The following is a 21134-nucleotide window of genomic DNA, read 5'->3' as shown; positions in this document are numbered from 1 at the left end:
ATAAAGAAAAAGAAGTGCTGGTTGTAAGCACTTCTTTCTATTATTATTTTTGATTTTGCTTCCACTTTGTAAATTCAAGAAATTCACGAAATTGTTCTTTGGAGACACCAGAGTTCATTGCATCTTTAACGAGTTGTGTCCATTCGGAGTCTAGGTTAGTTGCCTTTGTTGTTTCATCATGAAGTAAAGTATCAACTGGAATTTGTAGAACTGCTGCGATCTTTTCAAGAAACTGAATGGAAGGGTTTTTTTGTAAATTTCGTTCTATAGAACTAATGTAAGATTTAGCAACGCCAGCTTTTTCGGCAAGTTCAGTTAATGAAATACCTTTTTGTAAACGAAGGCGTTTTATACGTTCTCCAATCATATTTGCGCACCTTTCTATCAATATGTAGTTGTCTTATGATGTCATTATTATAACATAAACTTCGTTAAAAAGAACAAACCTATTGAGCCTGACTGGATGGCTTCATACGTTGGAAAAATTGCTCGATGTCTTGCATGGCGATACCAGCATCTAGAGCTTCAAGTATTAAATCAATCCATTCTTGATCCAGTGCGTCTGTCTTATCTTTGTACAAATGTAATTCCTCCCTAATTATCGGTCATAATTGCTGCTACAGAATACATGATAATGCAATCGGACTTTGTGTTTTATATAGTGAATTATCAAATACTTTGTAGATGAAACAAAGATAAAATCCCCATTAAACTCCCTCTATGGAAATTATAAATTGTTCGATAAAAACTTTCAATATTTTCAGAAAACATTGTTGAATTGTGATATATCCGTATGCTAACTATGAAATTTTTACAAATATATTAAAAACATTACATAATATGACTAAATATTGAAAAAATATTGAATTTTTAATAAAATTTAATTTGTAATACATATTATTTATTAGGGGAGGAAATAAGGGATGAACAAGAAACCGTTCAAAGTTTTGTCATCAATCGCTTTGACAGCTGTATTAGGCCTTTCATTCGGAGCTGGCACTCAATCGGCATATGCTGAAACACCTGTGAATAAAACAGCTACGAGCCCAGTGGATGATCATTTAATTCCAGAAGAGCGTTTAGCAGATGCACTGAAAAAACGTGGGGTAATTGATTCTTCAGCTTCAGAGAAAGAAACAAAGAAAGCTGTTGAAAAGTATGTAGAGGACAAAAAGGGTGAAAATCCTGGGAAAGAAGCAACAAATGGGGATCAACTTACGAAAGAAGCATCTGACTTTTTAAAGAAAGTGAAAGATGCGAAAGCAGATACGAAAGAAAAACTAAATCAGCCAGCAACAGGGACACCTGCAGCGACAGGACCAATTAAAGGCGGACTAAATGGTAAAGTACCAACTTCTCCAGCAAAACAAAAAGCATATAACGGCGATGTTCGTAAAGATAAGGTACTTGTTTTACTTGTAGAGTACGCTGATTTTAAACATAACAACATCGATAAAGAACCTGGTTATATGTATTCGGAAGACTTTAACAAAGAACACTATGAAAAAATGTTATTCGGTGATGAGCCATTCGCGTTAGAGGATGGAAGCAAAATCGAAACATTTAAACAATATTACGAAGAGCAATCCGGTGGTAGTTACACAGTGGACGGAACAGTTACAAAATGGTTAACAGTTCCTGGTAAAGCTGCTGATTATGGTGCAGATGCTGCTACAGGTCATGATAATAAAGGACCAAAAGGACCACGTGATCTAGTAAAAGATGCATTAAAAGCAGCTGTAGATAGCGGTCTTGATTTATCACAGTTTGATCAGTTCGATCAATACGATGTAAATGGTGATGGAAATCAAAATCAACCAGACGGTTTAATCGATCACTTAATGATTATTCATGCGGGTGTTGGACAAGAAGCTGGCGGTGGTAAATTAGGTGATGATGCAATTTGGTCACATCGCTGGACAGTTGGACCAAAACCATTCGCAATTGAAGGCACACAAGCGAAAGTTCCATATTGGGGCGGAAAGATGGCAGCATTCGACTACACAATTGAACCAGAAGATGGCGCAGTTGGTGTATTCGCGCATGAATATGGCCATGATTTAGGTTTACCAGATGAGTATGATACAGACTATACGGGTCATGGTGAGCCAATTCAAGCTTGGTCTGTTATGAGTGGCGGCAGCTGGGCTGGTAAAATCGCTGGAACAACACCAACGAGTTTCTCACCACAAAATAAAGAGTTTTTCCAAAAAACAATTGGTGGTAACTGGGCAAATATCGTAGAAGTAGATTACGAGAAATTAAATAAAGGTATCGGTCTAGCAACATATTTAGACCAAAGTGTTACGAAATCTAACCGTCCAGGTATGATTCGTGTTAACTTACCAGATAAAGATGTAAAAACAATTGCACCAGCATTTGGTAAGCAGTATTACTACAGCACAAAAGGTGATAATCTTCATACAACGTTAGAAACACCACTGTTCGATTTAACGAATGCAACGAATGCGAAATTTGATTTCAAATCGTTATATGAAATCGAAGCAGAGTATGATTTCCTTGAAGTACATGCTGTAACAGAAGATGGTCAAAAAACGTTAATTGAAAGACTTGGCGAGAAAGCAAATAGTGGAAATGCAGATTCGACAAATGGAAAATGGATTGACAAATCATATGATTTAAGTCAATTCAAAGGTAAAAAAGTAAAATTAACGTTTGAGTACATTACGGATGGTGGTTTAGCATTAAATGGTTTCCTACTTGATAATGCGTCATTAACAGTAGATGGTAAAGTTACATTCTCAGATGATGCTGAAGGTACACCACAATTAAAATTAGATGGTTTCGTTGTATCTAGCGGAACAGAGAAGAAAAAACATAACTACTACGTAGAGTGGAGAAACCATACTGGATCAGATAGCGCATTGAAATTTGCTCGCGGTCCAGAATATAACTCAGGTATGGTTGTATGGTATGCAGACTCAGCTTACGCAGATAACTGGGTTGGTTTACATCCAGGACATGGTTTCCTTGGTGTAGTTGATTCTCATCCAGAAGCAATTGTAGGAACTTTAAATGGTAAACCAACAATTGATAGTAGTACACGATTCCAAATCGCTGATGCGGCATTCTCATTCGATAAAACGCCAGCTTGGAAAGTTGTATCTCCAACGCGTGGAACGTATACGTATGATGGCTTAGCGGGTGTAGCGAAGTTTGATGATTCGAAAACGTATATTAATCAACAGATTCCAGATGCAGGACGTATTTTACCGAAGCTTGGTCTGAAGTTTGAAGTAGTAGGACAAGCTGATGATAATTCTGCAGGTGCTGTTCGTTTATATCGTTAATACTGTGAAACTACCGAGAGATTTTCTTTCGGTAGTTTTTTTGTGAGCAATGAATTTTATATAGTTGAAAAAGTCATATATAATGTAACTTTAAGAATAGAAATTTATTATATATGAAGTCTATATAAATAATGAAAGAACTGGATAAAAATAGTGGGAGAAGGTGAGTGAATGAGTATTTCCTCTATTGTAAGTAGGCAAAAGGAATATTTTTTAAAAGGGCATACGAGAAGCATCGAAATGAGAAAGAATAATTTGAAGAGGCTTTATGAAGGCATTCAGCGTTTTGAAGAAGAAATATTTCAGGCATTGAAATTAGATTTAAATAAGTCAGTTCACGAGTCGTTTACAACGGAAGTTGGATATGTATTAAAAGAAATTTCTTTTCAATTGAAACATATGTCATCGTGGAGTAAACCAAAGCGAGTTCGAACAGCACTGACTCATTTTGGATCAAAAGGAAAAGTAGTGCCAGAACCGTATGGTGTTACGCTTATTATTGCACCGTGGAACTATCCGTTCCAATTAGCAATTGCACCACTTGTAGGAGCACTGGCAGCTGGAAATACAATCGTTTTAAAGCCGTCAGAGTTAACGCCAAGCGTTTCAAAAGTGCTTAAGAGAATGTTAGGTGAGTTATTCCCAGAAGAGCTTGTAGCGGTAGTAGAAGGTGGCGTTGAAGAGAGTACATCTTTGCTGAGGGAACCGATTGATTATATTTTCTTTACTGGTAGTGTTGGCGTTGGAAAAGTTGTAATGGAAGCAGCAGCGAAACAGTTGACGCCGCTTACGTTAGAACTTGGCGGGAAAAGTCCTTGTATTGTACATAAAGATGCAAAGATAGAGATGACAGCAAGAAGAATTGTTTGGGGTAAGTTTTTAAATGCAGGGCAGACGTGTGTAGCGCCTGATTATATGTACGTGCATTCTTCCGTGAAAGAAAAGCTAATTGAGGCAATGCGACATGAAATTACAGAGCAGTATAGTAAAGAACCTTTGCAAAATGAAAATTACGTGCGTATTGTAAGTGAGCGTCATTTTGAACGATTATGTCGATTTTTACAAGATGGTCAAGTCGTAATTGGTGGAAACTATAAGAAAGATACATTACATATTGAGCCGACAGTACTAGCGGATACTACATGGCAAGATGCTGTTATGGAAGATGAAATTTTTGGCCCGATTTTACCAATCATAGAGTACGACAATATAGAAGATGTAATTGGCACAATTCAGCAACATCCGAAGCCGTTAGCGTTATATGTATTTTCTGAAGATAAAGAAGTACAAAAGAAAGTGACGAGTAATATTTCATATGGTGGAGGCTGTATTAATGATGTTGTCTATCATCTTGCCACGCCATATTTACCTTTTGGGGGTGTTGGAAGTAGTGGATTAGGGGGTTATCATGGGAAAGAAAGTTTTCGGACTTTTTCACATTATAAAAGCATTTTAGCCCAATCTACAGCATTCGACATGAAAATTCGTTACTCTTCTACAAAAAGTGCTTTAAAATTCATACGAAAGTTGTTAAAATGATGATGGTGTTTATCAGTAGGCGCAGCCGTATGATAATAGCCCCTTCGCAATGGAAGGGGTTTTTCTGTTCGACGTTATGTATCATGCGAAAATGAATCAAACATACTACATAAAGAATAGAAACGAACGCTTGCTGAATAACCATTTTTGTTTGGATCGAAACAAAAAATAGTCTATAGAACATAAATATTTATTCATGAATATAAAAATTTAAAATTTAAGGTAGATAGGACGGGAAAATGAAAAAGATTATTAAAGTTGAAGCAGTTGAAAAACATTTTGGAAATCAAGTGATTATCCCACCTCTTTCTTTAGATATTAAAGAGGGAGAGTTTTTAACAATTTTAGGGCCGAGTGGCTGCGGGAAAACGACTTTACTTCGTATGATCGCAGGATTTGAAACTCCAACTAAAGGGAATCTTTTATTAGATGATGAAAGAATTAACGATTTGCCGCCATATAAGCGTCATATGAACCTAGTGTTCCAACATTACGCACTATTCCCACATATGACAGTGGAGAAGAATATTTGTTTTGGTATGAAAATGCAGAAAGTATCAGCAGCAGAGCAGAAAGAGCGTGCTGAAGAGGCAATGCGTTTAACGCAGTTACTTGAGTTCCGTAATCGTAAACCTGCGAAGCTTTCTGGTGGACAACAGCAGCGTGTTGCAATTGCAAGAGCAATTGTAAATAATCCGCGTGTATTACTATTAGATGAGCCACTTGGAGCGCTTGACTTTAAGTTACGAAAAGACTTGCAACGTGAATTGAAAAACTTACAACGTAATTTAGGAATTACGTTCATATACGTAACGCACGATCAAGAAGAAGCAATGAGCATGAGCGATCGTATCGTGGTTATGAATAAAGGACATATCGAACAAATCGGAACGCCGAAAGAAATTTATAATAAGCCGAAAACATTGTTCGTTGCGACATTCATCGGTGAAAATAATATTGTGAAAAACGGGGAAGGCTATGTAGCAATTCGCCCTGAAAATGTAAAAGTACGTTCGGTTGAAGAACCAATTTTAAAAGAATACCATCTTGGACATATTGAAGATATAGAGTTTGTCGGAAATATGGAGAAGCTTTATGTACGTGATGAGAAAACATCAGAATTACTAATGGCATATCAAACTGCTGAAGAGGCAGCGCAGTGGAGCATTGGAGATAATGTATATGTAGGCTGGGAGCAAGAGGACGAGGTGACCTTAAATTGAAAAAAGGGAAATTACTCGCACTACCTACAGTCGCGTGGTTATTAATTTTCTTCCTAATCCCGCTCGTATTCGTATTAGGATTCGCCTTCATGCAGCGCGGAGCTTACGGGACAGTAGAAATGCAATTTACGCTGGAGAATATATCCCGTGTGTTTGATCCATTGTACTTAGGGACATTATGGGAAACTGTTAAAATCGCAGTTATTACTACAGTAATATGTTTATTAATTGGTTATCCATTTGCGTATACAATTACAATTGTTGACCGCAAATATCGTTCTATTCTTTTATTATTGGCAACGATCCCGTTTTGGATTAACTTTCTTGTTCGTTCATACGCATGGATTGTTATTTTACGTTCACAAGGCCTTGTGAATACGTTGTTATTAAAGCTTGGTATTATTAGTGAACCGTTAAATTTATTATATAATACTCCTTCTGTAATACTCGGAATGGTCTATTCTTTATTACCATTTATGATCTTACCAGTGTATGCAGCAATTGAGCAGCTAGATAAGCGTAAGCTAGAAGCGGCTTATGATTTAGGAGCAACACCAATAAAGGCATTTTGGAATATAACAGTGCCGATGACAATGTCAGGAATTGCGACTGGTTCTATTTTAGTATTCGTTTCTTCTATCGGAATGTTTGTTGTATCAGACGTGATGGGCGGATCGAAAGTAGCATTAATCGGAAACGTTATTCAAAACCAATTCTTAGGTGCACGTGACTGGCCGTTTGGATCTGCGTTATCGATTATCGTTGTTCTATTCTCTGTTCTGTTAATTTACTTATATTATCGTGCAACGAAAGTATATAAATATAATGAGAACGGAGGGGAATAGGCAAAGATGAAGAAGTTTTTAGTTTCTTATTCTTGGTTAATTTTGTTATTCTTGTATTTTCCAATGATGGTTTTAATGGTCTATTCTTTCAACGACTCTCGCATTAATGCGGAGTGGGAAGGTTTTACATTCCATTGGTATACAGATTTATTTCAAAAACAAGATGTTATTGATGCATTTGTAAATAGTATTACGATTGCAGTTATAACAACGATTGTGACAACGGTACTTGGCGTATTCTTTGCGATTGCTTTACATCGTTATAAATATCGTTTCGAAGGGGCTATTAATGGCCTTGTATATTTACCAATTTTAATTCCTGATATTTTAATGGGATTATCTTTACTAATTCTTTTCAGTCAGTTAGGAATGGAACTTGGACAAACAACGATTATTATTGCACATATTACATTTAGTATTTCGTTTGTTGTTGTTATTTTAGCTGCGCGTCTTTCAAGTATGGGACGTGACTTAGAAGAAGCTGCAAATGATTTAGGAGCAACGCCTTGGCAAACGTTTCGTTATGTAACGTTCCCAGCAATTGCACCGGGAGTTATTTCGGCAGCATTATTAACATTCACATTATCAATTGATGATTTTGTAATTAGTTTCTTCGTATCAGGACCAGGATCAACAACATTGCCATTATACATTTACAGTATGGTTAAGCGCGGAGTATCACCAGAAATTAATGCTCTTTCTACAATTTTAATTGTTGCTATCGTAGGATTAATGGTTCTATCTGAAATCTTCCGTAACAAAGGTGCAGATGGTGAAGAAAACTCTGGAGGACACCTTCCTTTATAATACGAACGATATAGAAAGTACGAGGGGGTAATAAACCGATGAAATTAATGAAAAGAATAGCTGGCGCAGCAATTAGCTTTAGCCTTGTTGCTGGTGTACTTGCTGGTTGTGGTGAAAAAAAAGAAGAATTAAATATTTATAGCTGGGCTGACAATTTTGATGAGCAAGTGCTAAGAGATTTTGAAAAGAAATATAATGTGAAAATTAACTATGATAAGTACGCAAGTAACGAAGAAATGCTTGCGAAATTACAAGCTGGTGGCGCAAAGTATGATTTAATTCAGCCATCTGATTACATGGTTAAAACAATGGCGAAAATGGATTTATTAGCGCCGTTAGATAAAAAGAATATCCCAAATATCGAAAACATGGTTTCTAATTTCAAAACACCGGCGTTTGATCCAGAGAATAAATATTCTTTAGTGTACACTTGGGGTGTAACAGGGATTGCATACAATAAAAAGTATGTGAAAGAAGCACCTACAAGCTGGGCTGACTTATGGAATGAGAAATATAAAGGACATGTAACGTTACTAAACGATTCTCGTGAAGTATTAGGAATGGGTCTTAAGAAGCACGGTTTCTCAAACAGTACGAAAGAAGATGCAGAGTTAAAGACAGCAGCAGATGATTTAAAGAAGCTGCTTCCAAACTTATTAGCATTTGATACAGACAACATTAAACAAAAATTCATTACAGAAGATGCTTGGATCGGAACAGTTTGGTCTGGAGATGCAGCATTTATCGCAAAAGATAATAAAGATGTAGAATACGTTGTACCAAAAGAAGGCGGCACAATTTGGGCTGATACGTTAGCAATTCCAAAAGGTGCAAAACATAAAGAGCTTGCTGAGAAATTTATGAACTACTTACTAGATGAAAAAGTAAGTGTGAAAAACTACGAGTCAATTGGTTACAGTAATCCAAATGAAAAAGCTCATCCTCTTCATAGTAAAGAATACCGTGATAATCACATGATTTTCTTAACGAAAGAAGAGTTAGATCGTACAGAATGGCTTGTTGATGTAGATGATAAGTTAAAAGACTATGATCGTTACTGGACAGAGCTAAAAACAAAAGGTAAATAAGTAAGGAAATGCGGTTTCTAAAGTAGAAATCGCATTTTTTCATAGTAGGAGGAAATCGTTTGAAGAAGAAGTTACATCAATATGAGATAATGTGTATTGCTTTATTATTTGCTGTATTTGGTATTGTTGCTTGGCGCGTACATGCAGGTGGCGTTACCGTGATGGATACATATGTCCGTGGATTAGTAAAAGGGCTACAAACGGAGAGTTCCCTTACATTTTTCTCGTACTTTACAAAATTGGGATCAGCAATTGGGATAGTCGCTACGCTCGTTATAAGTTTGCTTGTTTTTTGGAAGAAGCGTTATTATGCTACGATGATTGTGTATCCACTGGGAATTTTAATAACACATCTTGTGAATAAAGGGATAAAAGAGATTGTACAGAGAGAACGTCCGTCATTAAATGAAGCGCTAGATGCACTTGGATATAGTTTTCCTAGTGGACATGCAATGCTATCAATTATGACATTTGGATTTCTTGCTTATATCATTGCTGCTAATTTGAAAAGCATAGCTGGGAAATGTGTCACAACGATTTTGATGGGCACAGTAATTCTATCGATTGGATTAAGTAGAGTCATTTTAAATGTACATTACCCAACTGATATTTTAGCTGGTTACTGCGTAGGTGGTATTTTGTTAGTTATCGCTATTTACTATCATCGTTTACTTACTGAGAGATTGGGGTTTAATAAAGAGAGATAGAAAAAACGCCTGGAAAAACTATCATTATAGTGTTCCTAGGCGTTTTTTGTTTGTATAAAGATATGATACAGTATAAGTGACAATTGAATTATTTAAAGTAGGTGAAAATGTGTGAAGACAAATGTTCATAAAGTTGATAAGTGGGGCAAGTTAGGAGCTTTTTTGTATCAATTTCGTTATACAGTAATTGTAGCGTTACTGTTGCTCGCAATCGCACTTGGGATTTTTGCTCCAAAGCTACCGGGAGTATTAGGTGGTGACGGTTTCCAAACGGAAGGCGACTATCAAAAAACAAAAGAAATTTTAGATAAAGATTTTAAGAGGTCTCAAGATACGCTTCTGCTCGTTTTTGAGAAAAATAAAGATGCTTCGCATGAGGAATTTAAAAAACGAATAGATGAAATTGTAAAGAATGTTCAAGAGAAAGAGAACTATGAATCTTTCCATCACCCAATCCAAAATAAAGAAATGCTACAAGGTGATATCGGTTATGCGACAATTTTATTTTCCGGGAAAACAAATAAAGAAAGAATGGAAAAGACATTACAATTTGCTGATGAGATTGAGAAAGAAAGTAATGTAGCATTAAAAGTAACACCTACAGGATTTCCGAAAATTAATCAAGAGATTAATGAAAGAACGCAAAATGATTTAAAAGTAGCAGAAATGATTGGATTACCAATTGCGTTTCTTGTATTACTATTTTCGTTTGGTAGCCTTTTGGCATCAATTTTACCGATTTTGAATGGGGCGCTTAGTGTTATTAGCACGATGGGTATATTGTATTTTATCGGTGTGGATAAAGAACTTTCTATTTTCGTGTTAAACGTTGCACCGATGATTGGACTTGCACTATCTATTGATTTTGCGCTATTATTTGTGAACCGTTTTCGAGAGGAAGTTGCTAAACGAACGGTAAAAGAAGCGATAGCAATTACATATCAGACGGCAGGACGTGCAATTGTATTTTCAGGATTATGCGTATTTGTTGGGTTGTCAGGTTTGTTTTTCTTTAAGATAGATTATATTCAATCTGTCGCGATTAGCGGAATGATTGTTGTGATTATGAGTATTTTATTCTCACTCACACTTCTTCCAGCGCTATTATCGTTAATAGGTAAAAGAATATTAAAAAAGAATCAAGTAGCACATACGCGGGCAAAAGCATGGCGTAAATTTGCACAATTTGTAATGAAACATCCAATCGCAATGATTATTGTTGTTACAACATTTATTGTTATTTGCTTATTGCCGTTACGTACAGCTAATTTGCAGTTCCCTGGTGTTGAAGCTTTACCTGAAAAGAGTGATACAAGGATTGCATATGAAAAGTATGAAGAAGCATTTAATGAAACTGTCAAAACACACGCTGATGTTATGTTAGTTGTAGAGACGAAAGAAGATATGAAAGAAAAAGAAAGTCTACAAAAGATAGAAGAAGTCGTTCAAAAGTTAAAAGATGATAAGAAAGTACATGAAGTAAGAAGTTTATACGACGGGTTAACTGGAATGAAAGCAGATCAAGTTGTTGGAATATTGCAGTCGCCAGAGTCAGCGAAACTAACTCCTGTATTTGAAGCATACACGAAAGGGAATAAGACGACGATAGAAGTCTTTTTGAAAACAAAACCACGTACAGAGACTGCAAAACAGTGGGTGCGTGACTTTAAAAAGAACTATAAAGAAACGGATGTTACGTATTATCTAGGCGGAATGACGACGTTTCAACAAGAATTAGAAGATGAAATTAAAGATAAAGTTGTAATTGGTATGTCTGTTATATTTGGATCGACCTTTGTTATATTATTATTTGCATTCCGATCTATACTCATTCCAATTAAGGCAATTATTATGAATATACTTAGTTTAAGTGCAACTATTGGAATTGTTGTTTGGTTATTTGAAGGTGGTCATTTCGGTTTAGAAGCGAGTCCGGTTCTGTTTGTCTTACCAATCTTCATTTTTGGCCTCGTATTTGGGCTTAGTATGGATTATGAAATATTTCTTATTTCACGCATTTATGAGCTCTATGAAGAAACAGGAGATAACGATCAAGCAACGTTAGAAGGGCTCGTTTCAACAAGTAGAATCATTACATCAGCTGCTTTAATAATGATTGTTGTAACGGGTGCATTCGCATTTACTGATATTTTACCAGTAAAGCAGATGGGGCTAGGCGTCGCATTAGCAATATTTCTTGATGCAACAATTATTCGTCTTATGCTCGTACCAAGCTTAATGAAGTTATTTGGAGACTGGAACTGGTGGTTGCCATTTCGAAAAAAACGAGAAAAATCATCATAAAAAAATGCTCATCATATTGATGAGCATTTTTTTATGAATAGCAAGACCTACATTTTGCAAATAGTATGTGATAAGAACATTACATACAAGTAGGTGAAGGCAATGTTTCGTTATTTTAAGTTTAAGTTAAATGATACAGTACAGTTTGCAGAAAACGATGGGCATATGTATCGCATTGTCGGTTATCGGTTAGAAAAGGGATTTTATCCAAAAGATGAATGGACTCATATCATTTATGAACTACTTAGAGAATTTGACGGGTATACGATGGATGCAGAGGAGGAAGAACTTGTAAAGGTCGTTCAAGTAGAGGATGAGTATTACAAAATACAAGAAGTATCAGGTTATCGTTATCCAGTAAAAATGAAACAAAAACAACAAGTGATGAAAATAGAAAGGATGGACGATTTATTAGATGCTTACAATGATTATAAAAGGTTGGCAGATTTCTTTAAAGATTTATCGTATGAACAAAAAGCTGAAGAAGTATTGTTAGAAATGAAAAGGCTTAGAGCTTGAGGGGCAGTCTATTATAAGACTGTCCTCTATTTTTGACGGTGCATCAAAGTGTGTTTTCCGTTACAATGAGAGAATCAATAGAAATAAGGTGATAAACAGTATGGAAACAAAGAAAAAGGGCGAATGGTGTGAAATTACCATTCCAGCTAAATGGAATGGTATAAGTATTGAATCGGTATTAAAAGTAGAATGGGAAATACCGAAAAAGCTATTACATCAGCTTCGTATGGAAAAAGGTGTTACGGTTAACGGGGAACAAAGAAGATGGAATGAGCTTTTAAAAGAGAACGATAAGTTACAAGTTCATATGTTTGCGGAGGAAGAGTACGGTGTAGATCCAGAATATGGTGAATTACATGTAGTATACGAAGATGATCACGTACTCATCGTAAATAAACCAGAGCAAATGGACACACATCCTGCTGAAAAAGGTGGAAACGGGACGCTTGCAAATCTTGTTGCTTTTCATTTTCAAATGCAAGGTTTAGAGACGAAGGTTCGTCATATTCATCGTTTAGATAAAGATACGACAGGTGGTGTCGTGTTTGCTAAGCATAGAATTGCTGGTGCAATTATGGATCGTTTATTAATGGAACGAAAAATTAAAAGAACGTACGCAGCGCTCGTTGAAGGGAAAGTAAAGAAGAAACAAGGAACGATTGATGCTGCTATCGGAAGGGATCGCCATCATGCTACAAGGCGTCGTATTTCTCCAAAAGGTGACCAAGCTATCACATATTATAAAGTAGAAAAGTATTTTAAGAAGCAAAACACGACTTTCGTAACGTTACAATTAGAAACGGGTAGAACGCATCAAATTCGTGTTCATATGAGTCATAATGGTAATCCACTAGTTGGGGATGTATTATATGGTGGGCAAACAAAATATATGTCCAGTCAAGCATTACATGCGATGAAGATAAATTTCTTGCATCCAATTACGAAAGAAGCGATTGAAGTTGATGTGCCGTTTCCTACAAAATTAAATAATAAAATAAAAGAATTTCAAAAAGAAAATGCGTAAAGTATAAGTTTTAATTTGAAAAAAGTAGATTTTTGCAGGGATTTCTCTAAAAGAAGCGAAGCCGTTAAGAGAAAAGAGAGGTGAGAATTACTTGATCAAATATAAGTATGTACTTGGGATATTTTTCGCTTGTCTTTTAGTTACTCTATGTCTTTACCCCTATTTACCAAATCGTATGGCAGTACATTGGAACGTAAATGGTGAGCCAAACGAGTTTATGAGTAAACAAGTTGTTGTAGCATTTATTCCTTGTTTTATTATTTTTTCATATGGATTTTTGTATATTATTTCACATAATATATTTAAGTTTAATGAAAGAGAGCATTGTATTATAGGCGGATTTATAAAGAAAATTACATTATTTATGTTGTTTATTCATATGCTTATTCTCTTGATTAATTTTGGAGATTTTATATTCTTTCAAACAGGATTAACGATTGGGATTAGTATGTTTCTTTTTATGCTGAGTAAAGAATTTAAGAAAATAAAAGGCAAAGAAAAAGATCCAATTAAATTACAAAAAATTCGTTTAGTAAGTAGACGGATTTTTCAAGTGATGGCATGTGGCATATTGTTTTCATTGTTTTTGAACTTAGAGTGGGGATTTTATATATTGCTTAGTGTAATAAGCTGTGGATCTATGTTGTTTATGTTTTATATTTTCTATTCATACATAATAGAAAGCTATGAAACTTGAAAAAGAGTCTTCTCATTATGAGAAGACTCTTTTAATCTATTTACTTTGTAATAAATTGTTGTGTCCAGTAGTTGCCGCTTTCTACATAACCAACACCGATGTGAGTGAAGCCGTTATTTAAGATGTTTGCACGGTGTCCAGCGCTGTTCATCCAAGCTTGTACTACTTCTTCAGGTGTACGTTGGCCTTGAGCGATGTTTTCACCTGCAGATGTATAAGAAATACCAAATTTCTTCATCATGTCAAACGGAGACCCGTATGTAGGGCTGTTATGATCAAAGTAGTTGTTTTTTTGCATGTCTTCAGACTTAATACGTGCTACTTTGCTTAATTCAGTATCGATTTTTAGTGCTGGTAAGCCTTGCTTTGTACGCTCAGCGTTTGTTAATTCAACAACACGTTGTTCGAACTCGCTTAAAGATTTTGCTTCTTCAGCAGGCTTTTGCTCAGCAGGTTTTTGTTCAGCAGGTTTTTGAGTATTGTTGTTTTCAGCAGGCTTTTGAGCTTCTGGTTTTTGAACTTCTTCAGCAGGCTTTTGCTCGGCAGGTTTTTGCTCAGCAGGCTTTTGAGTTTCTGGCTTAGCTGTTGGTTGCTCAGTTACAACATTTTCAGTAGGTTGTTGACCAGGAATAATGCAATTTGGTTGGAAGTTTCCTTGTTGCCATTGCGCTAATGACTCAACGCCCATAGATTGTAAGAATGCCTGTAATTCTTGTTGGTTCATTTGTTTCATCATTACTTTTGAATGCTGAATATTTTGAACCTTAATGTTAGATGGTTGTACTGTTGCAGCTTGTGCATCTAGAGAAGATACTCCTAAAGTAAGAGCTGTTGCAGCAGCTACAGATAATAAAACACGCTTTTTCATGATGTGTGTCCCCCTATATAAAGTTTTAATTTGTTTTCACACGATTTGTTTTTGACAGCCTGTCTGACTGACAAATTCATCGTAGCATACAATTTGCGAGAAAAAAGATGGAAAAAAATTCATAGACTTTAAAATTACCTAATTTATCCTAAGAGAAGAAGTGAGCAAAAATAAGAGAAATATAGAGTATAAAAGGAATTTATAGTGTTTTTATACTTGATTTTAAGAGGGTTTTTTGGATAAATTTACCTAAAAAGAAAATAAAGAATCCTATTGTATCAATGGTTTGAGCGATTTTTTGAGGAATATAATGGATTGATTTTTACAAAACTGTAATGTTTCTGTTGTTCTTTTTTATAATAAAGTAACATATTTTTAATGTTGTAGCAGACAAAAAAGCGGCTATCTCTTTACATAGACGAAGGAGATAGCCGTTTTCCTATTATTACGTATGTTACGAGTTAGTTTCAATTGCTTCTAATAATAAATCTACAATGTGAATTCCTCTCATTTTATGAGAAAGCCCTTCTCGCTCAATTCCTAATTTCATTTGTAATAAACAACCTGGATTTGCAGTAACAATGGTTGCTGCGTCTGTTTCATGCACACGGTCCATTTTGTAATCTAGAAATTCCATTGATAACTCTGAATGAACAATATTGTAAATACCAGCAGAGCCACAGCAGCGGTCCGCATCTTTCATTTCACGATATGTTGCACCTTGGATAGCCTCTAGTAACATACGAGGTTCAGAAGCTGTGCGCATAACATTGCGTAAATGACAAGAGTCTTGATACGTAATAATTTGCTGCGTGAGTCGTAAATCAGTTCGCTTATGGAAGTCTAGTTCTACTAGTATAGCAGTAATATCTTTAATCTTAGAAACAAACTGCTTAGCACGTTCAGCCCACTCTGGATCATCCTTTAAAAGATAATCATAGTCTACGAGGTAAGCTCCGCAACCACCTGCATTCGTAATAATATAGTCGATGTTTAAATCTTCGAATGCCTTTATATTTCGCTTTGCTAATTCTTTTGCTCCACTCTTTTCACCAGCATGTCCATGCAATGCACCGCAGCAACTTTGTGTTTTCGGAATAACGATATCACAACCAGCTAATTGAAGAAGTTTCATCGTTGCGTTATTTGTTTCTAAAAACATAGTATCCATTAAGCAGCCTGTGAAGAATGCAACTTGTTTTTTCTTTGTACTTTCTGCAGGTAAAAATGAAGGACGATCTTTCATTGCTTTCATTTTTGGCACTTTTGGCAAAATGAGATCCATCGTTGCAAGTGTTTCAGGGAATAACTTCATAATACCTGTTTTATGTGTTAGTGTTTGTAAACCAGAACGTTGATAAAATCCAATTAGTCCTGTTAATGTTCTCATTCGATTTTGATGGGGGAACAATCCTTCAAAAACGACTTTTCGAACAGCTTTCACTGGCATTGAGAATTTTTTATTTTGATTAATAATATCACGAGCTTCTTCTAATAAATGTCCATAATTTACACCAGATGGACAAACAGGCTCACAAGCACGGCAACCAAGACAAACGTTTAATGTATTTTCAACATCTTCATCTGGTTCGATTAAACCATCAACGATAGCTTTCATTAATGCGATACGTCCGCGCGGTGAATGTGACTCTTTATATCCGGATTGAATGTAGGTAGGACAAGTAGGTAAACAAAAACCGCATCGCATACAGTTTAGTAATTCATCTTCACTTAATCGTTCTTTAAATTCTTTTTGAATATTTTCTTTATTTAATGTGGTCATCGCTCAACCACCACTCTTTTTCGAGTGTCTTTCGCGAACATTTTTCCAGGATTCATAATGTTATTTGGATCGAAAGCTTGCTTTATTCCTTGCATAGCTGCAATACCTTCTTTACCTAATTTCATTTCTAAATATGGAGCTTTCATCGCACCAACACCATGTTCACCAGTAATTGTGCCACCAAGTTCAATTGCTTTCGTAAATATTTCAGCAAAAGCTTGTTCAGCTCGGTGCATTTCTTCTGCATTACGAGCGTCTGTCATACAAGTTGGATGTAAGTTACCGTCACCAGCGTGTCCAAACGTACAAATAGGAATATTATATTTTTTTGCAATGGCATTAATAGCTTCAACCATCGGAGCGATTTGTGAACGTGGTACAGTTGCATCTTCTAATATTGTAGTAGGTTTTAATCGTGCGAGCGCTGATAGTGCACTACGGCGAGCGGTACGAAGTGCATCTGCTTCCGTTTCATCTTTTGCAATGCGAACATCAACTGCATTCATAGAGCGGCAAACGTTAGCCATGTTTTCAATATCTCGATTGACTACTTCGGGCGGGCCGTCTTGTTCGATTAATAAAATTGCTTTTACATCTGTAGGTAAACCGATTTGTGCAAACTCTTCTACTACTTCAATTGTCGGTTGGTCTAAAAATTCCAGAGTTGCTGGAATAATTTTATTTGCAATAATAGAAGAAACAGCACGTGCAGCTTCATTAATATCTTCATAGAGTGCAAGCATTGTTTTCTTTGTTTCAGGCATAGGAACAAGTTTTAATATCGCTTCTGTTACCACGCCAAGTGTTCCTTCAGAGCCGATAAATAAACGAGTTAAATCGTAACCAGCTACATCTTTTGCTAATTTGCCGCCAGTACGAATAATATCACCATTTGGTAAGACAAGTTCAAGCCCCATTACATAATCACGTGTTACGCCATATTTCAAGCCGCGTAACCCACCTGAATTTTCATTAATATTGCCGCCGATTGTAGAAATCTTCATCGAACTTGGATCTGGCGGATAAAATAAACCTTTTTCTTCTACTGCTTTAATAATATCAAGTGTAATGACACCAGCTTGTACAGTAATTGTTAAGTTTTCTTCATCAATTTCTAAAATATTGTTCATATGGCGGAAAATAAGGACGATACCGCCTTCAAGTGGACATGTTCCTGCGCAAAGATTTGTTCCAGACCCACGAACATACACAGGAATTTTGTGAGTGTTACATACCTTTAACAATTCAGCTACTTCATTTGTATTACGTGGAGCAATGACTGCATCAGGCATTGCTTGGAAGTTTGGAGTGGCATCATAACTATAAGTTAAACGCCCCATATTGGATGTATCTACATTATCTTCGCCAACAATAGATACGAATGAATGAATAATTTGCTTTTCTAACATTGGAAATCCCCCTCAAACTGTTAACGTGTTTAGTTATAATAAACAACGTGGTAACAGTGCTTTCATTATAATGATAAAAAAGTAAAGGGATTCTTTCTATGTGTAATCATCTAAAGATTAATCTGTTTTATCGTTCTTTTTTGTATGATTATCTAATAGGAGGAGTGCGAAGTATAAAACGTTTAAGTCTTTGAATTGTTTTGGATCAAGTCCTGTATGCTCTTCAATCTTTTTTAGCCTGTAATGTAATGTGTTAATGTGTATATGTAATTGTTTAGCTGTCTGTTTATAAGATTGGTTATAATCGATAAATAAGCGTAAGGTGTGCATAAGCTCAGGAGATGATAGTAAGTTTTCGATGGTACGCTCTAGAAATTGTTCACGCGTTTCGGCAGAAATATCTTGTAAACACATTTCTAAACGTAAATCTTCATTAAATACAATTTGTTTCGTTTCTAATGATACAGAAAGAGCACGTAATGCTTGTTCGTAAGATATGTTCATATTGTTTGGGGTAACTGTTTGTCCAATCCCGATATATAAAGGAATAGAAAATAAAGCTTCGCAGTCTTGTTTTAATCGTTTTAAAAATTGGTATGTTTGCTCGTTGGAGCTCATCGCTGTAAATAAAATAAAACGATCATTTCCCCACCGAACAAATAGATGCTCTTTTGTTAATATATTGCGTATATGTTGCCATATTTTACGCTGGAGCATCGTGTCATTTTTTCCAATAGAAAACAAAATAAGTTGTTTCTTCTTATATAAATCAATGCCAAGTGTTTTGGCGCGATCGAGAAAACTTGGAGACCATTCTGTATTTTGAAGCCAATCAAAGACGAAAGCTTCATAAGAACGGTGCTCAAGTTCTAGTTGCTCTAAAAAGTAGTTTTCATGAATTAATAACTCGGTCATCTTACGCAATATTTCTCCATAGCGTGAAATATTTTCAGGTTCTCCTGTAATTCCAATAACACCAATTACTTCGTCATGAAATAATAAAGGAAGATTCATTCCAGCCTTTACACCTTGCAACTGCCTTTCATCTTCTGTTGTAATGATGACAGTTTTCTTTTGGTTAGCGCAGCGGAGTGCACCTTCATGAAATTGACCAATTCTTTCTGTATCTGTACTTGCAATAATAACGCCTTGTATATTAATAATAATAATATTCTCTGTAATTAGTCTGCGTACTTCTCGTACAATTTTATTCGCTAAATCAGGAAATAGCATAATTGACACACCTCAAATTCTATTTGTTGTACATTATATATGTAAATTGAGTAAGAAAGGAAAATTTCACACTTTCCACACATTTATTTGTTATTTTACAATTATAACGAAATCATCCGAAGATGGAGGGAATCTTTTGAGAAAGTATGTTTTTCTTCTCTGTTTTTTATTTCTATTAGTAGGGTGTCAAGGAAGTTCATATACACCAATTGCTAAAGATAAAAATGTTATTATAACAACGAATATAAAAGAAGGCAGCATTAGTTTTATTGATAAAAAAAATAAAAAGTTAATCACGACATGGGAACTAAATGAGCCAATGGCCGGAATCACACTGCTTCCAAACGGTGAGGAAATCCTTGTATACGGTAAGCAATTAGAATATATGTATGTATATTCATTGGCGGAAGGAAGGCAAGTGGAAAAATATAAAACTGGAAAGGGCATTGTAAATGTGGTCGTATCAGAAGATAAAAAGCAATTATTTGCTGCCGATCAAAATGTTCAAAAGGTAAGGTTCTTTACGATAAATGGGAAAGAGACAGGAAATGTTTCAACAGGAAAAGGTCCTATAACGATGGTAGAGTATCATAATCGGTTATCTGTACTAAACTTTTATGATACGAAACTAACGACAATTGATACGAAGAAAAAAGAAGTTGTTCAATCCTTTATGATTCCGCCAGCATCAACCGGAGCAACGATTAGTCCTGATGGGAAAGAAATATGGATTGGCGGACATGGTGATGGAAATCAAGTAAATGAGAAAGTGTTAGTGTATTCTTTACAGGGGGGAGAAATGGTGCGCTCTTTACACGCTCCATTTATGCCTGTGAATATAACGAAGGATAGTAAGTACGTATATGCACTAAGTCATGGTTCGAACACACTTAGAAAGTTTGATATTAGCACATATAAAGAAATAGCTTCTGTAGAAGTAGGATCGAATCCATTTGCATTTTTGGAGAGCGGAGCAGAAGGATATGTAGCAAGTTATGATAGTGATGAAGTGTGCGTTATGGATATGAAGAATTTGAAAATAAAACAAACAATTAAAGTCGGAAAAGGACCGTTTCAACTCATAGAGAGGGAAGGGAAGGATAATGAATAAATATAGAGTGCTAGTTGTAGATGATGAAAGTGATATGAGGCAGCTTGTTGGAATGTATTTGGACAACTTCGGATATGAGTGGGGAGAAGCTGAAAATGGAAAAGAGGCTCTTAAAAAACTAGAAACAGATCATTATGATTTCGTTGTATTAGATATTATGATGCCAGAAATGGATGGACTTTCAGTTTGTAAAGAAATTAGAAAAACGTCAGATGTGCCGATTATATTTTTAACCGCAAAAGGTGAAGAGTGGAATAGGGTGAACGGCTTACGTATGGGAGCGGATGATTATATTGTAAAACCGTTTAGTCCTGGTGAATTGGTTGCCCGTATGGAAGCTGTGTTAAGAAGATATACAAAGCAAGAACAGCAAGAAGAGATTCAATTTGGACCAATTCTTATCAATGAAAAAAGTAGACGAATAGAGGCGGATGGTGAGCCGATTTCTCTTACAGTAAAAGAGTTTGATTTACTATATTTTCTTTGTCAGCATACAGGACAAGTATTTAGCCGGGAACAATTACTTGAAAAGGTATGGGGATATGATTATGCGGGAAGTACAAGAACAGTAGATACGCACGTGAAAACGATGCGCTTGAAGCTTGGAGAAAGTGGAAACTACATTCAAACTGTTTGGGGTGTAGGCTATAAATTCGAGGTGTAACG

19 protein-coding genes are annotated in these 21134 nt (G+C 35.8%); 13 read left to right on the top strand and 6 right to left on the bottom strand.

Translation table 11 applies throughout. From position 1 onward, the window contains the following. Positions 1–43 precede the first annotated feature (43 nt). Together ACYFX0_RS07745 and ACYFX0_RS07740 are read right to left on the bottom strand one after the other, a co-directional pair. On the bottom strand, positions 44–367 hold the full coding sequence (locus ACYFX0_RS07745) for a helix-turn-helix domain-containing protein (protein WP_000578875.1): 324 nt from the start codon (positions 365–367) through the stop codon (positions 44–46). 79 nt (positions 368–446) lie between these two features. Further along, complete coding sequence (locus ACYFX0_RS07740) at positions 447–581, bottom strand: anti-repressor SinI family protein (protein WP_000276219.1); 135 nt, start codon at positions 579–581, stop codon at positions 447–449. Between the two features lie 342 nt (positions 582–923). Between ACYFX0_RS07740 and inhA1 the strand changes: the two genes are divergently transcribed. The 11 genes from inhA1 to ACYFX0_RS07685 all read left to right on the top strand — a co-directional run bounded on the left by inhA1 (position 924) and on the right by ACYFX0_RS07685 (position 14064). Further along, positions 924–3311: a M6 family metalloprotease immune inhibitor InhA1 gene (gene inhA1, locus ACYFX0_RS07735; RefSeq protein WP_460270206.1), complete on the top strand. Its 2388-nt coding sequence runs from the start codon at positions 924–926 to the stop codon at positions 3309–3311. Positions 3312–3482: 171 nt separating this feature from the next. Then, on the top strand, positions 3483–4850 hold the full coding sequence (locus ACYFX0_RS07730; RefSeq protein WP_000028385.1) for an aldehyde dehydrogenase: 1368 nt from the start codon (positions 3483–3485) through the stop codon (positions 4848–4850). A 239-nt stretch (positions 4851–5089) separates the two neighbouring features. Continuing rightward, the gene (potA, locus tag ACYFX0_RS07725; protein WP_000720333.1) at positions 5090–6073 is read left to right on the top strand and encodes a spermidine/putrescine ABC transporter ATP-binding protein PotA; all 984 of its coding nucleotides are present in this window, start codon (positions 5090–5092) and stop codon (positions 6071–6073) included. Beyond that, complete coding sequence (potB, locus tag ACYFX0_RS07720) at positions 6070–6918, top strand: spermidine/putrescine ABC transporter permease PotB (RefSeq protein ID WP_000715500.1); 849 nt, start codon at positions 6070–6072, stop codon at positions 6916–6918. The genes potA and potB overlap by 4 nt, the downstream gene beginning before the upstream one ends. 6 nt (positions 6919–6924) lie before the next feature. Continuing rightward, the gene (gene potC, locus ACYFX0_RS07715; protein ID WP_000714192.1) at positions 6925–7725 is read left to right on the top strand and encodes a spermidine/putrescine ABC transporter permease PotC; all 801 of its coding nucleotides are present in this window, start codon (positions 6925–6927) and stop codon (positions 7723–7725) included. A 38-nt stretch (positions 7726–7763) separates the two neighbouring features. Further along, on the top strand, positions 7764–8813 hold the full coding sequence (gene potD / locus ACYFX0_RS07710; protein ID WP_000772489.1) for a spermidine/putrescine ABC transporter substrate-binding protein PotD: 1050 nt from the start codon (positions 7764–7766) through the stop codon (positions 8811–8813). 59 nt (positions 8814–8872) lie between these two features. Continuing rightward, on the top strand, positions 8873–9520 hold the full coding sequence (locus ACYFX0_RS07705; RefSeq protein ID WP_000727779.1) for a phosphatase PAP2 family protein: 648 nt from the start codon (positions 8873–8875) through the stop codon (positions 9518–9520). 111 nt (positions 9521–9631) lie between these two features. After that, a complete protein-coding gene (locus ACYFX0_RS07700; RefSeq protein WP_460270200.1) occupies positions 9632–11824 on the top strand; it encodes an MMPL family transporter in 2193 nt (730 codons plus the stop codon). Positions 11825–11926: 102 nt separating this feature from the next. Beyond that, positions 11927–12343, top strand: coding sequence for a hypothetical protein (locus tag ACYFX0_RS07695; protein WP_000490302.1), 417 nt, complete (start codon positions 11927–11929; stop codon positions 12341–12343). A 100-nt stretch (positions 12344–12443) separates the two neighbouring features. Then, the gene (locus ACYFX0_RS07690) at positions 12444–13367 is read left to right on the top strand and encodes an RluA family pseudouridine synthase (protein ID WP_086389855.1); all 924 of its coding nucleotides are present in this window, start codon (positions 12444–12446) and stop codon (positions 13365–13367) included. A gap of 91 nt (positions 13368–13458) precedes the next feature. After that, positions 13459–14064: a DUF1648 domain-containing protein gene (locus tag ACYFX0_RS07685; RefSeq protein ID WP_000599007.1), complete on the top strand. Its 606-nt coding sequence runs from the start codon at positions 13459–13461 to the stop codon at positions 14062–14064. 40 nt (positions 14065–14104) lie between these two features. Here the strand turns inward: ACYFX0_RS07685 and ACYFX0_RS07680 are convergent, their stop codons facing one another. From ACYFX0_RS07680 to ACYFX0_RS07665, 4 genes are all read right to left on the bottom strand, one after another. After that, positions 14105–14932 carry a CAP domain-containing protein gene (locus ACYFX0_RS07680; RefSeq protein WP_000747572.1) on the bottom strand — a complete coding sequence of 276 codons (828 nt, stop codon included), beginning with the start codon at positions 14930–14932 and terminating at the stop codon, positions 14105–14107. Positions 14933–15386: 454 nt separating this feature from the next. Beyond that, positions 15387–16715 carry a (Fe-S)-binding protein gene (locus ACYFX0_RS07675; protein ID WP_000209615.1) on the bottom strand — a complete coding sequence of 443 codons (1329 nt, stop codon included), beginning with the start codon at positions 16713–16715 and terminating at the stop codon, positions 15387–15389. Further along, complete coding sequence (gene glcD / locus ACYFX0_RS07670) at positions 16712–18124, bottom strand: glycolate oxidase subunit GlcD (protein ID WP_460270198.1); 1413 nt, start codon at positions 18122–18124, stop codon at positions 16712–16714. The genes ACYFX0_RS07675 and glcD overlap by 4 nt, the downstream gene beginning before the upstream one ends. A gap of 117 nt (positions 18125–18241) precedes the next feature. After that, complete coding sequence (locus ACYFX0_RS07665) at positions 18242–19366, bottom strand: CdaR family transcriptional regulator (RefSeq protein ID WP_003277264.1); 1125 nt, start codon at positions 19364–19366, stop codon at positions 18242–18244. Between the two features lie 127 nt (positions 19367–19493). Here ACYFX0_RS07665 and ACYFX0_RS07660 point away from each other — a divergent pair, with 127 nt between their 5' ends. Further along, on the top strand, positions 19494–20468 hold the full coding sequence (locus tag ACYFX0_RS07660) for a YncE family protein (protein WP_001234158.1): 975 nt from the start codon (positions 19494–19496) through the stop codon (positions 20466–20468). After that, positions 20461–21132: a response regulator transcription factor gene (locus ACYFX0_RS07655; protein ID WP_001046396.1), complete on the top strand. Its 672-nt coding sequence runs from the start codon at positions 20461–20463 to the stop codon at positions 21130–21132. Before ACYFX0_RS07660 ends, ACYFX0_RS07655 begins: the two co-directional genes overlap by 8 nt. The last annotated feature ends 2 nt before the right edge of the window (positions 21133–21134 follow it).

It is taken from the genome of Bacillus sp. NEAU-Y102, from assembly GCF_054788175.1.
The sequence above is the reverse complement of the archived record's forward strand: the minus strand, read 5'-3'. Positions and strand labels throughout refer to the sequence as shown.

Excerpts from the sequence above, each read along its gene's own strand:
- ACYFX0_RS07745 (WP_000578875.1), bottom strand. The coding sequence starts at position 367 with ATGATTGGAGAACGTATAAAACGCCTTCGTTTACAAAAAGGTATTTCA.
- inhA1 (WP_460270206.1), top strand. The coding sequence starts at position 924 with ATGAACAAGAAACCGTTCAAAGTTTTGTCATCAATCGCTTTGACAGCT.
- ACYFX0_RS07730 (WP_000028385.1), top strand. The coding sequence starts at position 3,483 with ATGAGTATTTCCTCTATTGTAAGTAGGCAAAAGGAATATTTTTTAAAA.
- potA (WP_000720333.1), top strand. The coding sequence starts at position 5,090 with ATGAAAAAGATTATTAAAGTTGAAGCAGTTGAAAAACATTTTGGAAAT.
- potC (WP_000714192.1), top strand. The coding sequence starts at position 6,925 with ATGAAGAAGTTTTTAGTTTCTTATTCTTGGTTAATTTTGTTATTCTTG.
- potD (WP_000772489.1), top strand. The coding sequence starts at position 7,764 with ATGAAATTAATGAAAAGAATAGCTGGCGCAGCAATTAGCTTTAGCCTT.
- ACYFX0_RS07695 (WP_000490302.1), top strand. The coding sequence starts at position 11,927 with ATGTTTCGTTATTTTAAGTTTAAGTTAAATGATACAGTACAGTTTGCA.
- ACYFX0_RS07690 (WP_086389855.1), top strand. The coding sequence starts at position 12,444 with ATGGAAACAAAGAAAAAGGGCGAATGGTGTGAAATTACCATTCCAGCT.
- ACYFX0_RS07680 (WP_000747572.1), bottom strand. The coding sequence starts at position 14,932 with ATGAAAAAGCGTGTTTTATTATCTGTAGCTGCTGCAACAGCTCTTACT.
- ACYFX0_RS07675 (WP_000209615.1), bottom strand. The coding sequence starts at position 16,715 with ATGACCACATTAAATAAAGAAAATATTCAAAAAGAATTTAAAGAACGA.
- glcD (WP_460270198.1), bottom strand. The coding sequence starts at position 18,124 with ATGTTAGAAAAGCAAATTATTCATTCATTCGTATCTATTGTTGGCGAA.
- ACYFX0_RS07655 (WP_001046396.1), top strand. The coding sequence starts at position 20,461 with ATGAATAAATATAGAGTGCTAGTTGTAGATGATGAAAGTGATATGAGG.